This is a genomic window from Xenorhabdus sp. KJ12.1 (assembly GCF_963876495.1).
GTDB classification, from domain to species: domain Bacteria; phylum Pseudomonadota; class Gammaproteobacteria; order Enterobacterales; family Enterobacteriaceae; genus Xenorhabdus; species Xenorhabdus stockiae.
Map to the genome: position 1 here is coordinate 84,926 of NZ_CAWNQH010000094.1, position 14,139 is coordinate 99,064.

Consider the following 14,139-nt stretch of genomic DNA (forward strand, 5'->3'; position numbering starts at 1 on the left):
TTACCTAACTTCTTCTACGACGATAATAGGCTGAGTAGGGTTGTGGCGCTGATTCCTGTACTGGCATCACGATGGAGGAAAACTCTTTCATCACACGGCGATACACATCCCGTTTAAAGGAAACAACCTGCCTGACAGGGTACCAATAACTCACCCACCGCCAACCATCAAATTCTGGTGTACTACTGCGCTGCACATTAATCTCTTTTTCACTGCAAAGCAGCTGCAATAAAAACCAGCGTTGCTTTTGCCCTATACAGACGGGCTTTGTATCCCAACGCACCAAACGTTTGGGTAATTTGTAACGCAACCAGCTACGAGTGGAGGCTAAAACCCGTACATCTTTGCGACTTAAACCAACTTCTTCGAACAACTCACGATACATCGCTTGCTCTGGCGATTCTCCCGGATTGATACCTCCTTGGGGGAACTGCCATGAATGCTGTCCATAACGGCGGGCCCACAGAACCTGCCCCTGACGATTACAAATTACAATTCCTACATTCGGGCGGTAGCCATCATCATCGATCACCAGACTACCTCTCGATAAAACGAATTTGAAAAGATAGCTAATTGTTTCACACTCCCCTCAAGCGGTAAACCTCTATACCTAATGGATTTAGAATTGCATCCCGGCGGTAAGGAAACACCCCTTTGGAACTCGGATCTCCGCCTATTTATAAAACGATAGCAGGAATGTGAGCACAGCCAATAAATCAGAAAAAATAGTCAGAAAGATGTCAGATATATTAATGAGGCTTTGCAGTCACTACTTTAGCCTCTACAATATGCTCATCTCAACGGGGTGCGATTGTTGTCGGACAACATCGCTGAGAGCAAACCCGTAGAACCTGATCCGGTTGGTACCGGCGTAGGGATTTGAGCCACTACTCATTGATATATAGCAGTCATTTTATCAGACACTTTCTCAAATCCTTTACCAACCTGCTGGTCACTTGTTTAATTATGAGTGCTAATAACGATTATTAATAACCACTATTAATAACGACAGGAGAGCAAAGTGTTTAAGCGTTTATTTTCCCGGTTGATCGCAATCAGTGCATTATCGGTTTCTGCATGTGCCTTTGCTCAGGCAGCACAGGCTAAGCCTACACTGACTGTTTATACTTATGATTCGTTTGCCTCCGAGTGGGGAGCAGGCCCGGCTATTAAAAAAGCTTTTGAATCCGAGTGTGACTGTGAATTAAAACTCGTTGCGCTGGAGGATGGTGTTTCTTTACTGAACCGTATAAGAATGGAAGGTAAAAAAACCCAGGCTGATATCGTGCTGGGTTTAGATAATAACCTGATTCAGTCTGCTCAACAGACAGGGTTATTCACCCCTGTCAGCATTGATACCACAAAATTAAAACTGCCTTTCACCTGGAATAACAGTACTTTTATTCCCTACGATTACGGTTATTTTGCTTTTATTTACAATAAAAACACCCTGCCTAATCCCCCAAAAAGTATGGCTGAGCTCATTAACAGCCAGCAGAACTGGAAGATTATTTATCAGGACCCGCGCACCAGTACCCCCGGCTTAGGTTTTTTACTCTGGATGCAGGAACTCTATGGTGATAAGGCCGCACAAGAGTGGCAGAACATAGCCAAGAAAACGCTGACGGTAACTAAAGGCTGGAGTGAAGCCTACGGGTTATTCCTGAAAGGAGAAGGCGATATGGTGCTCAGCTATACCACCTCACCGGGCTATCACATCATGTCCGAGAAAAAGAATAATTATGCCGCAGCCATATTTGATGAGGGGCACTATTTACAGGTTGAAGTTGCTGCACAGCTGGCTTCAAGCAAGCAGCCTGAACTGGCTCAGAAATTCATGCAATTCATGCTTTCTCCAGCATTCCAGCAAGTTCTTCCGACTACACAGTGGATGTATCCTGTTACTGATATTCCTCTGCCAGAAGTGTTCAAACAACTGCCTGTGCCAGAGAAATCACTGCAATTCAACGCAGATGAAGTGGCAAAACACCGAATACAATGGATCCGTACATGGCAAAGTGCTGTAAGCCGTTAATCGCGGGTTGGTTATTGCCGGGGGTAATTGCCTCCGGCCTGTTGCTCCTCATTGCGCTTTCCGCTTTTGGTGTACTGTTTTTTTATGCGCCTGAAAGTCACTGGCAGGTATTTCTGAATGACAGCTATTTGTGGCATGTGATTCGTTTTACTTTCTGGCAAGCATTTTTATCCGCCTTATTTTCAGTGATACCCGCCATATTTCTGGCCAGAGCGCTCTATCGCCGCCGTTTTCCGGGCAGAACGCTTTTCCTACGCCTGTGTGCCATGACGCTGGTTCTGCCGGTTTTAGTCGCTCTGTTTGGCATACTGACTGTTTACGGACGCGTTGGCTGGCTGGCCAGTCTTTGCCAGTGGATAGGGATTGAATACCATTTCACGCCTTACGGCCTTCAGGGTATTTTACTCGCTCATATTTTCTTCAATATGCCGATGGCTACGCGCTTATTACTCCAGTCACTGGAAAATATTGCAATAGAACAACGGCAGCTTGCAGCTCAGCTTGGTATGAATGAGTGGCAACATTTTCGTTTTGTCGAATGGCCTTACCTGCGCCGCCAGATTTTGCCAACAGGCGCACTGATTTTCATGCTGTGCTTCGCCAGCTTTGCCACCGTACTGACATTAGGCGGCGGCCCTTCTGCAACTACGATTGAGCTCTCTATTTATCAGGCTATCAAGTATGACTACGATCTGGGTCAGGCCGCCTTGCTCGCACTTATCCAGCTCTTTTGCTGTCTTGGTCTGGTGTTACTGAGCCAAAAGCTTAAAGGCATACTTTCGGTAGGTTATGGGCATCAGCAACAATGGCGTAACCCACAGGATTCCTGGTCGAAAAAGTTATGTGACGGATTGCTTATCACTATCGCATTACTGCTTCTGCTCCCGCCATTACTGGCGGTCATCATGGATGGGCTGAACAGCGCGGTGTTAGATGTTCTCAGTAAACCCGAATTATGGCAGGCGTTCACAACCTCCATTGTTATCGCACTGGGAGCGGGGTTGTTGTGTATCTTCCTGACGATGATGCTGTTATGGAGCAGCCGCGAATTATACCTGCGTCATTTATCGCGCTGGGGACAAGCTCTGGAAAGCAGTGGCTTACTGATTCTGGCGATGCCGGGTATTGTGCTTGCGACAGGCTTTTTCATTCTGCTGAATAATACCATCGGGTTACCTGATTCTCCTTACGGGCTGGTTATCCTGACCAATGCCTTAATCGCAATTCCCTATGCGTTAAAAGTACTGGATAACCCAATGCGCGATCTGGCAGCGCGCTACAATCCATTGTGCCACTCCCTGAATATAAAGGGATTCAATCGCCTGCGCTGGATCGAGCTTAAAGCCCTGAAAATCCCGCTGGCACAGGCTTTGGCTTTTGCCAGTGTGCTGTCAATCGGGGATTTTGGCATTGTGGCGTTATTTGGTGACGAAAATTTCCGTACCCTGCCTTTCTATCTCTACCAACAAATCGGGGCATACCGCAGTCAGGATGGAGCAGTCACTGCTTTCCTTCTTCTGCTCCTCTGTTTTATTTTGTTCAGCGTGCTTGAACGCTTACCGGGCCGACGCCATGATTAAACTTGAAAATGTGACTTATACCTATGAACAAATTGCCATGCATTTCAACGTCAGTATTGAGGCGGGTGAGCGCATAGCCATCCTCGGCCCGAGTGGGGCGGGTAAAAGTACATTATTAAGTTTAATCGCAGGATTTCAGTTCGCAGAACGCGGTGATATCCGGCTGAATGGGGAAAATCATACCAATACATCCCCTTCCAATCGCCCGGTATCCATGCTGTTTCAGGAAAATAATCTGTTTTCCCATTTAACCATTGAACAAAATATCGGTCTGGGTTTACATCCCGGACTTAAATTAAGTGTTCAACAGCAGCAAACACTGCAACAAATTGCATCGCAGGTATCACTAACAGAATATCTGAACCGCCTGCCTGCCCAGCTTTCTGGTGGACAACGCCAGCGGGCGGCGCTGGCGCGCTGTTTAGTGCGTCAGCAGCCCATTTTATTGCTGGATGAGCCTTTTTCAGCACTTGACCCTGCGTTGCGCAATGAGATGCTGGAATTGCTGGATCAGGTATGCAGAGATCGGAAACTGACTTTACTGATGGTGTCCCATAATCTTGATGATGCCGCTAAAATCGCCCCGCGTTCCCTGTTGATTGTAGATGGTGAAATTTATTATGACGGCGCCACGGAGAAACTGGTAAAGGGCGAGGTAGCAGAAGCCGGGGTTTTGGGAATTATATAATTGGTAATGTGTATTAGTTCAGATGAGACGTACTCTGATTTTGATATTCCGTATAGTCGTATTCTAAAAATAATGTCCTTTATAGCTATAGCGTTTTTGCAAAGTAGAAATCATGAGGAACATTTACATTATAATACAATGTAGTTAAGAAACTATCCTTACACGGTACTACAATGCAATATCGTGTAATACAGTTGACAAAAAGAAGTTCAGCCCGATCTTTTTTGTTTTGATGTTACCATTACAACTGCTTTTAATGTGTTAAATTAACGTCTACTGGATTGGTGTTCAAACCAACATTATTTGAATAGAAACTAGGACGGTAATTTTATGTCATATATGATATATCTAACATTGAATGGTAAGAAACAGGGGTTAATATCAGCAGGGTGTTCAACACTTGATTCTATAGGAAATCGATACCAAAGAGGACACGAAGACCAAATACAAGTATTAAGTTTAGATCACTCTATGACTAGATCTCAAAACATAAGTCATCATCCAATACAATTTATAAAACCAATAGATAAATCATCACCATTATTAGCTCTAGCTATAGATTCTAATGAATCACTAAATGGAGAATTTGTGTTCTATAGAACAAATTCAACAGGGCAATTAGAACTTTTTTATGAATTAAAAATCACAGATGCAACAATTGTCGATGTATCCTGTGTTTATCCTAATTCAATTAACAATAATGATAGAATGCCATATGAAAAAATATTGCTGAATTATAAATCCATATCGTGGAGTCATGTAATTGCAGGAACATCATCTTATAGCATATGGGATGAACGAGTTTATTAAAAACATTAACTAAGCATATTTTTATGCTTAGTTAGGTTTAGATTTAAATGCAAAATAAGCTGCAAACAATAAAACAACAATAATTCCTATTAAGGATAGCCCCCCCCAATGATTAGGAAAAACAACATACATAAAAAGAGACCAAATAAATACACATAAAGCTGGAGTAAAAGTCCATATTACGTAGGAATAAACTCCTTTCAACCATGATAGCACTTCTCTTTTTAACCATCCTTTACTGAACATATTTCATCTCCTAACGTACAGTTTAATTATAACCAACAATATCCATTATAGAAAAATAAACATCATCCACAGTACTAGCTTTTCCTTTTTGTATTATTTTAACACCTTTTTTAAATAAAGGCTCAAAAATAAAATAAAACATCTCTATATCATTTTTATATAAAGACCAATATAAAGTAGGGCATTCTCTTTTTAACTTACTCGCAGATACAGCCGCCTTATCAAAATAACCATAAAATTGAAATAAAGCAGTAATAGCCAGTCCAATCTTTCTAAGACCTTCTCTAATAAATGCTTTTTCAATTAATGCCACATAAATAGATTCGGTTATGGCAGCAACAATAGCATTTTTTGTTACACCTGATATTTTAAATTTAGCAAATAAATACATCATAGAACCAGACGTACGAACTAATTTTTCATGAAGATCGTTTAAAAATGCTTGGTCACGCTCATGAGGCTCCAATAATTTTTCTAAATAAATAGAAGCAAACTTCTTTATAATATCATTTTCAAATGCACCTCCTTTAGCTACCGTCCACGCGGCCAGTAATAACCTCCCATCCTCTTTATTTAATCTTTTATTAACATCTTCATAACCGTCGAAAAAATATGAAGTTCTCCATAATAATCTTTGCCCACCTTTTTTTATTGTATGCACTGTATCCTGTGCAACGTCCCTCACACCATCAACAGCCTTTTCCAATCTTATTGCAAAATCAGCTTGGGCTTCTTTTAAAATCCTTTGCGCTTGCTGTATGGCATTTTCATGTCTGTTACTATCGAATCCCATATAAAACCTCCATTCTTAATTGAAAATTAATATATCACACTCATATAAAAAGTGACTACACCAATCAAACCCTTAAAAAAGGACAATAACTTGTATTAATTCCCAGTAAACATCGTAAATTTTACATCGCAATACCATAAAAAATTGTTATTGCCGCTAAAATGTTTTCTCCTTTATGCCTCAAAAAGTGACATTACTATATTGACAGTGACGTATTCAACCTGTGGATGGTTGTGCATGATCGTTATTTTTTTGGAGAAATCACATGGAGACTGTTGAAGTAAAATGTCAATTTTGTCAGCAAATTGAATACGTCAAAAAGCATGGCAAAGGTGAGGCCGAGCATCAACACTATCGTTGTTTCTCCTGCAAGCGAACTTTCCAACTGGTTGAGCGGGAGAATTTGACATTGCGCAACCGGCTTAAACGACTCAATCGTAAGACGTTGGGTTATTCTAATTTACCGGAAATGCATGATAAAGTCATCGGGACTTTCATTGAATATGAATATTATGTTTGAGGATGATCAACGAGTTGAATACATAATCTCGTTATTTTATAGTAAAAACTTTACTGAAGATGTTAAGTCTTTGGCTGAAAATAAATTTTTCTCATATAAATTTGGAGAATAATATGCTTGATATTAACTGGGGGCTTTTCTTGGTTGCAAGCCTTACCATAAACGCAATTCCTGGTGCTGATGTTGTTTATGTAACAGGGAAGTATTATACAAAGGGGAAAAGAAGTGCCGTATTATCAGCTACTGGATTAGCCGTCGGTTATTATTTTTATATATTTATTACATGGTTAGGTATTACCGCTATACTTCTGTCAAACCCATCACTCTTTGGAGTCATTCAATTAATTGGTGCTGTTTATCTAATATGGATGGGCAAGAGTATTATTCAGTCTTCTCCCATAACGACTAAGCAAAACAGCGAACAAAATAGTCATAAAAAAAACACAAAAAACTATGATTTCTTAGGAGGATTTGTTATTAGTGTTCTTAATCCTAAAGTAGGATTATTCTTTGTTTCATTTTTCCCTCAATTTATAACTTCTGGTAGCCCTAGTTATCTAATACTGATTCTCGGTAGTGTGTTTTGTTTAGGCGCAACATTTTTTAACATGTTGTATTGCTTCTTATTTTCTAGAATACAAAAACTTTCCCCCAATAAATCTCATTTGATTCTAGGAGTTATCCCCGGAATTATTCTTATCTTTCTAGGTTGCCTGATGATATATGATACACTTTCAATTTATTATCAATAAATTATTTTTTTAGATAATACTTCCAAGACAAGATGACGAAAGTCGGTTTTTTAGGAGAACATAAATCTATGCTCTCCCATTTTTGCAATACTCATTTTGATGCATGTTAACCTTCCTTCATATCGCTCTTCTTCTTATCCTTTTTTTTCTGCCAGATGATAAAGATACGGTCTCCATATCGGGTTTAGTCTCCAAGGCGCAGATGTAGGACAATTATTTTTCCAAAATTGAATTCTTGCAGCAACATTAGGATGTTGTCTATTTCTGAAAATCCACCTTAACTCTTTTCCAGTTATACTATCTTTAAATTGCCCACTTTTGTTAACGATACTTTCCATTTCGAGACCATCAAGTATGAAATGAACATGCATATCTCTCGTCAGTTGGTTATTTTGGTTATTTAATAGGTCATTACCTATTGTTACCCAAGATAATCCTCCTTTACTTTTTCTTCCCAAGAGCTGATCAGTGTATTTTTCACTCTCAGTGACACTACGGTATTTTTCATTTAATCTCAAATGATTAAAATAGTTTTCTTTATATTTCTTATACTTTTCATTTTCTATATATTGCAATTGTTCTTTAGCAAAATTCATTCTATTGATACACTCAGGATTTTTACTATCCTTATGATTTTTAATATAATTATTCATATTCCTTATTTCTGAAGGAATTAAGTAACTGGCAATCGTTATCGGAGGATAATCTTTATTATCATAATGAATTTTTGCATCTTCAAAAAATTCAATTTTAGTTGAATATCTCTTTATAATTTCTTGGGATAACCCATATATCAAATCGCCTTTCTGAAATTTGTCTCTGAATGGAGGCTCAAATGGCATATATTAACCTCATTTATATTTAACCTGTTTTTAACCAACATACGATCATCTATTCGCTCCCTTGCCGCCGCGATGCATCTTGAAATCCATTATGTATAGAAGGAGTAAATGATGAACACCAAATATCAACAAACCTTAATATCGTTTGTAAAAAAATCTCAATACATGAGAATAAATAATGATATCTATCGACGTCATGATATCAGCTTGCTACAAAAACAACTGTATAAATAAACATGAAATGCTATAATTAAAGCCTATCCCTCACAAAAGAAAGTGTGCCTTACCTTAAAGCTAAAATAGTATGCAAATAAATCACGCTGAACAAGGTTTCATCCTGTCTCGTCACTGGAAAGATACGCCATCCGGTATTGAGTTGGTGTATTGGTTAGCCACGGATAAAGGTAGCCGACGTATTACTATCCTTCATCAGAAAGCTGTCGCCTTTATCCCTCAACGTGATTTGCCTGAAGCTGAAAAACGGCTGGCTCAGGAGCGCCATTATGAGCTGAAAAAACTCTCTCTGAAAGATTTTAACCGCCAGCCTGTCTCCGCTTTGTATTGTTCACAATACCACCATCTACAGCATTTTGAAAAGGTTCTCAAGGAACAGAATATTCCCCTGTACGAAACCGATATCCGTCCGCCGGATCGCTTTATGATGGAACGTTTTATTACTGCTCCCGTCTGGTTTAGCCAAAAATCCGACGGGAGTTATCAAATGAAACCCAATCCTGACTATCGTCCCAGCCTGAAATGGGTTTCTTTGGATATCGAAACCAGTCAGCATGGCGAGCTGTATTCTATCGGCTTGGCAGGCTGCGGAGAGAAAACGGTATTTATGCTGGGATCGGAGAATGGTGAACAGCAGGAACTGGATTTCAAGCTGGAATATGTTGCCAGCCGTCCACAAATGCTGGAGAAGCTCAATGAGTGGCTGGAAATTTACGATCCCGATGCAATTATCGGCTGGAGCCTGATTCAGTTTGATTTAAGAGTGCTCCAGAAACATGCTGAACGCTATAACATTCCCCTGCGGTTTGGTCGTGGAAAAGGGGTACTGGAATGGCGCGAACATGGTTTTAAACCCGGGCATTTTTTCGCTTCTGCGGCGGGCCGCCTGATCATTGATGGTATTGATGCGCTGAAAACCGCAACATGGAATTTTCCTTCGTTCAGCCTTGAATATGTCGCTCAGGCGTTATTGGGGGAAGGGAAAGCGATTGATAGCCCTTATGACCGGATGGATGAAATTAATCGCCGCTTTCAGGAAGATAAACCCGCCCTCGCTCACTACAATTTGCAGGACTGTATTCTGGTCAACCGGATTTTTGAGAAAACCAATCTCATGGCATTTTTGCTGGAACGGGCGACTGTCACCGGGTTAGCAGTGGATCGTGCCGGAGGCTCAGTGGCTGCATTCACTCATCTTTATCTGCCTCGTATGCACCGAATCGGCTATGTGGCTCCTGTTCAGCCAACGAGTTTCACCGACCACAGTCCCGGTGGTTTTGTGATGGATTCATCCCCCGGTCTGTATGATTCCGTTCTGGTATTGGATTATAAGAGCCTTTACCCTTCTATTATCCGTACTTTTCTTATCGATCCGGTCGGAATGGTGGAAGGCCTCGCCCAGCCCGATAAAGAACATTCTGTTCCCGGTTTCCGGGAGGCATTTTTTTCCCGCACTCAGCACTGCTTACCCGATATTGTCACTCACATCTGGCATGAGCGAGATAAAGCAAAGCAGCAAAACAATGCTCCGCTTGCTCAGGCGCTGAAAATTATCATGAATGCCTTTTATGGTGTACTCGGTGCCTCCGGTTGCCATTTTTTTGATCCGCGCCTAACCTCATCAATTACCATACGCGGCCACAAGATTATGCACCAGACACGAAAATTAATTGAATCAAAAGGCTATCAGGTGATTTATGGTGATACTGATTCCACGTTTGTCTGCCTGAAACACCTTCACTCTGAAACAGAAGCCAGCCAGATTGGTCATTCGCTGGCACAGTTCGTCAACCAATGGTGGAAAGATCACCTCAAGACAAAATTCAACCTCGAAAGTACACTAGAACTGGAATTTGAAACCCACTATCGCCGTTTTCTGATGCCGACGGTAAGGGGAGCAGAAGAAGGGAGTAAAAAACGTTATGCCGGGTTAAGCGGCGATAAATTGGTATTTAAGGGGTTGGAAACAGTAAGAAGTGACTGGACTCCGCTGGCACAGGCATTTCAGCAGGAGCTGTATTCCCTTATTTTTTATAAGAAGCCTTATCAGGATTATATACGTAACTATGTTGCCAGTACTCTCGCCGGTGAATTTGATAATCGTCTGGTTTACCGAAAACGGCTGCGACGTAATCTCACTGATTATCAGCGCAATGTTCCTCCCCATGTCAGGGCTGCTCGTCTGGCAGATGAGTACAACAAGCAGAAAAACCGCCCGTTGCAGTATCAGAATGGCGGTTGGATTAGTTACATAATCACGCAATCCGGGCCTGAGCCGCTGGAAAATCTCACCTCTCCACCGGACTATGAACACTATATCAGTAAGCAGATTATGCCGATTGCAGATGCCATTCTGCCGTTTCTTCAGGATGATTTTACTACCCTGCTGACGGGGCAAATGAACCTTACTTTCGATTAATTGATGTTTTTGCAGGTGACGACTTGCTCAGCTTCAATTAACATAACGCCCCTTTAAAGGGAAATTACTCCCGAAAAGTGTCACAGAACTAGTCATGAAAACTAGTCATAAAGACGAATCCTATCGATAACCAATGATGATCGATATCCAACAAAAGCAGCCACCCTGCAACCATAAATAACATTATCTAACAGAAAACTGAGCCAAAATTTATGCCATTTACTCTTGGTCAACGCTGGATAAGCGATACAGAAAGCGAACTTGGATTAGGTACAGTCGTGGCGCTTGACACGCGCATGGTGACATTGCTTTTTCCAGCCAGCGGAGAAAACCGCCTCTACTCACGCAATGATTCCCCAATCACCCGAGTTATGTTTAATGCGGGCGATACCGTGACCAGTCACGAAGGCTGGAAACTCAAGGTCGATGAAGTTCAACAAGAGAATGGCCTGCTGAACTACATCGGTACTCGTTTAGATACTGAAGAAGAAAATGTCATCCTGCGGGAAGTATTTCTGGATAGTAAGCTGACATTCAATAAGCCACAGGATCGCCTGTTTGCCGGCCAGATTGATCGAATGGATCGCTTTGCCTTGCGTTTCCGTGCTCGTAAGCATCAAAGTGAACAATTTCGGCTGGCAGAAAGTGGTCTGCGCGGCATTCGTGCCAGTTTGATCCCACATCAGTTACATATCGCTAATGAAGTCGGTAAGCGCCATGCTCCGCGCGTATTACTGGCGGATGAAGTTGGTCTGGGTAAGACCATTGAAGCCGGTATGATTATCCATCAACAACTGATGGCTGGTCGTGCCGAACGTGTGCTGGTTATTGTGCCAGACAGTCTCCAGCATCAGTGGCTGGTGGAAATGCTGCGCCGCTTTAACTTGCGCTTCTCTCTGTTTGATGATGGCCGTTATTCCGAAGCCCAGCATGACAGCGATAATCCATTTGAAACGGAACAGTTAGTTATTTGTTCGCTGGATTTTGTTCGCCGTAATAAACAGCGCTTTGAGCATTTGCTGGAAGCGGGCTGGGATTTGATGGTCGTGGATGAAGCACACCATCTGGAATGGAGTGAAAAAGCGCCAAGCCGCGAATATCAGGTTATCGAACAACTGGCAGAACAAATTCCGTCTGTTCTGCTTCTGACAGCGACACCAGAACAGTTAGGACAGGAAAGCCACTTTGCCCGTCTGCGTCTTCTTGATCCAAATCGTTTCCACGATTATCAGGCTTTCATTGACGAACAGCAGAAATACCGCCCGGTTGCTGATGCAGTAACGTTACTGCTGTCTGGTGAAACGCTGAGCAATGACCAGCAAAACCTGATTGTTGAGCTGATCAGCGAACAGGATATTGAACCTCTGCTGAAAGCGGCGAATAGCAATCAGGAAGAAGAAAGTGAAATCGCCCGCCGTGAATTAGTTGCGATGCTGATGGATCGCCACGGCACCAGCCGGTTGCTGTTCCGTAATACCCGTGGTGGTGTAAAAGGTTTCCCTCACCGCGAACTGCATGAAATTAAGCTGCCACTGCCATCCCAGTATCAGACTGCTATCAAAGTGTCTGAAATTATGGGGGCGAAAAAAACGGTGGAAGCGCGTGCAAAAGATATGCTCTACCCTGAACGGATTTATCAGGAGTTTGAAGGCGAAAATGCAACATGGTGGAACTTTGACCCCCGTGTTGAATGGCTGCTTGGCTTCCTGCTGGCAAACCGCGATGAAAAAGTACTGGTGATCTGTGCCAAAGCGGAGACTGCCCTGCAACTGGAACAGGTTCTGCGTGAACGCGAAGGGATCCGCAGTGCGGTATTCCATGAAGGGCTTTCCCTGCTGGAGCGTGACCGTGCAGCGGCTTACTTCGCTTCCGAAGAAGAAGGCGCGCAGGTGCTTCTGTGTTCTGAAATTGGTTCCGAAGGACGCAACTTCCAGTTTGCCAATCAGCTCGTTATGTTCGATCTGCCTTTCAATCCTGATTTGCTGGAACAGCGTATCGGTCGTCTGGATCGTATCGGTCAGAACCGCAATATCACGATCAGCGTGCCTTATCTGGAAAGTACCGCACAATCTGTCCTGCTACGCTGGTATCACGAAGGTCTGGATGCTTTTGAACATACCTGCCCGACAGGTCGCCCGATTTACGATAAGTACTATGAAACGCTGCTGAATTTCCTTGCCAAGCCTAACGAACAAACGGGTTTCAACGAGTTTATCTCCGAGTGCCGCACGCATCACGAACAGCTCAAACAACAGCTGGAGCAAGGCCGTGACCGTCTGCTGGAGATGAATTCTAACGGTGGTGAGCAAGGGCAGATTCTGGCTGAAACCATTGCCGGACAGGATAATAATACTGATTTGGTGAATTTTGCCCTGAACCTGTTCGATATCATTGGTATCAATCAGGAAGATCGCAACGATAACATTATCATTCTCAACCCGTCTGAACACATGCTGGTGCCTGACTTCCCGGGTCTGCCACAGGATGGCTGTTCTGTTACATTCGATCGTGAAAAAGCCTTATCCCGCGAAGATACTCAGTTCCTGAGCTGGGAGCATCCGATTATCCGGAACGGTCTGGATCTTGTCCTGTCAGGCGATACCGGAAGCTGTGCAGTTTCTATTCTGAAAAACAAAGCACTGCCGGTTGGTACGCTGTTAGTTGAGTTAGTTTATGTTGTTGAGGCTCAGGCACCGAAACACCTGCAATTAACCCGCTTCCTGCCTCCGACACCGTTACGCTTATTGATGGACCTGAAAGGCACTAACCTGGCACCTCAGGTGGAGTTTGAAAGTTTTAACCGTCAGTTGAATGCCATCAACCGCCATAATGCCAGCAAGCTGGTTAACGCGGTTCAAAAAGAAGTTCATGCTGTTTTGCAGCAGTCTGAACCTCTGGTTGAACAACAGGCGCGTGAGTTAATCGAGAAAGCGAAAAAAGAAGCTGATGAAGTCCTGTCCGCTGAGTTGTCACGTCTGGAAGCCCTGAAAGCGGTCAACCCGAATATCCGTGATGATGAACTGGAAGCCATTGAATCCGAGCATAAGCATCTGTTGCTGAATCTGGATCAGGCAAACTGGCGTCTGGATGCAATTCGTCTGGTCGTTGTCTCTCACCAATAAAGAATAGTTATTCTGTCATAAGGGGCATCCATAACGAGGTGCCCCTCTGTTTTATCCCATCGATATGCTGTTAGAATGCGCCCCGTTATTTTTTCCAA

General features: G+C 42.8%; 12 protein-coding genes and 1 riboswitch. Of the genes, 8 read left to right on the top strand and 4 right to left on the bottom strand.

Annotation, left to right across the window (positions count from 1 at the left end; genetic code table 11):
* Positions 1-4 precede the first annotated feature (4 nt).
* Positions 5-532, bottom strand: a complete 528-nt coding sequence (gene rppH / locus AACS92_RS16935) for an RNA pyrophosphohydrolase (RefSeq protein ID WP_099108954.1) — start codon at positions 530-532, stop codon at positions 5-7.
* A gap of 259 nt (positions 533-791) precedes the next feature.
* A riboswitch (TPP riboswitch) is annotated at positions 792-896 on the top strand.
* 125 nt (positions 897-1,021) lie between these two features.
* Here rppH and thiB point away from each other — a divergent pair.
* The 4 genes from thiB (at position 1,022) to AACS92_RS16955 (ending at position 5,113) form a co-directional block, all read left to right on the top strand.
* On the top strand, positions 1,022-2,035 hold the full coding sequence (thiB, locus tag AACS92_RS16940; protein WP_099109054.1) for a thiamine ABC transporter substrate binding subunit: 1,014 nt from the start codon (positions 1,022-1,024) through the stop codon (positions 2,033-2,035).
* Positions 2,011-3,615 (top strand): thiamine/thiamine pyrophosphate ABC transporter permease ThiP, encoded by a 1,605-nt coding sequence (thiP, locus tag AACS92_RS16945; RefSeq protein ID WP_099108955.1) that lies wholly within the window; start codon positions 2,011-2,013, stop codon positions 3,613-3,615. The genes thiB and thiP overlap by 25 nt, the downstream gene beginning before the upstream one ends.
* Positions 3,608-4,303 (top strand): thiamine ABC transporter ATP-binding protein ThiQ, encoded by a 696-nt coding sequence (thiQ, locus tag AACS92_RS16950; RefSeq protein WP_099108956.1) that lies wholly within the window; start codon positions 3,608-3,610, stop codon positions 4,301-4,303. Before thiP ends, thiQ begins: the two co-directional genes overlap by 8 nt.
* A gap of 330 nt (positions 4,304-4,633) precedes the next feature.
* Positions 4,634-5,113, top strand: coding sequence for an Hcp family type VI secretion system effector (locus tag AACS92_RS16955; protein ID WP_099108957.1), 480 nt, complete (start codon positions 4,634-4,636; stop codon positions 5,111-5,113).
* Between the two features lie 27 nt (positions 5,114-5,140).
* On the opposite strand, the gene AACS92_RS16960 is transcribed toward AACS92_RS16955, so the two are convergent.
* Both AACS92_RS16960 and AACS92_RS16965 read right to left on the bottom strand, forming a co-directional pair.
* On the bottom strand, positions 5,141-5,359 hold the full coding sequence (locus tag AACS92_RS16960) for a hypothetical protein (protein WP_099108958.1): 219 nt from the start codon (positions 5,357-5,359) through the stop codon (positions 5,141-5,143).
* Positions 5,360-5,381: 22 nt separating this feature from the next.
* On the bottom strand, positions 5,382-6,152 hold the full coding sequence (locus AACS92_RS16965) for a hypothetical protein (RefSeq protein WP_099108959.1): 771 nt from the start codon (positions 6,150-6,152) through the stop codon (positions 5,382-5,384).
* Positions 6,153-6,417: 265 nt separating this feature from the next.
* On the opposite strand from AACS92_RS16965, the gene AACS92_RS16970 reads away from it, so the two are divergent.
* Positions 6,418-6,672 (top strand): IS1 family transposase, encoded by a 255-nt coding sequence (locus AACS92_RS16970; protein WP_099108960.1) that lies wholly within the window; start codon positions 6,418-6,420, stop codon positions 6,670-6,672.
* 113 nt (positions 6,673-6,785) lie between these two features.
* The gene (locus AACS92_RS16975) at positions 6,786-7,424 is read left to right on the top strand and encodes a LysE family translocator (protein ID WP_193756874.1); all 639 of its coding nucleotides are present in this window, start codon (positions 6,786-6,788) and stop codon (positions 7,422-7,424) included.
* A 134-nt stretch (positions 7,425-7,558) separates the two neighbouring features.
* On the opposite strand, the gene AACS92_RS16980 is transcribed toward AACS92_RS16975, so the two are convergent.
* Positions 7,559-8,266 (bottom strand): hypothetical protein, encoded by a 708-nt coding sequence (locus tag AACS92_RS16980; RefSeq protein WP_099108962.1) that lies wholly within the window; start codon positions 8,264-8,266, stop codon positions 7,559-7,561.
* 304 nt (positions 8,267-8,570) lie between these two features.
* Between AACS92_RS16980 and AACS92_RS16985 the strand changes: the two genes are divergently transcribed.
* Complete coding sequence (locus AACS92_RS16985; RefSeq protein WP_099108963.1) at positions 8,571-10,919, top strand: DNA polymerase II; 2,349 nt, start codon at positions 8,571-8,573, stop codon at positions 10,917-10,919.
* A 212-nt stretch (positions 10,920-11,131) separates the two neighbouring features.
* A complete protein-coding gene (rapA, locus tag AACS92_RS16990) occupies positions 11,132-14,041 on the top strand; it encodes an RNA polymerase-associated protein RapA (protein WP_099108964.1) in 2,910 nt (969 codons plus the stop codon).
* Positions 14,042-14,139 lie beyond the last annotated feature (98 nt).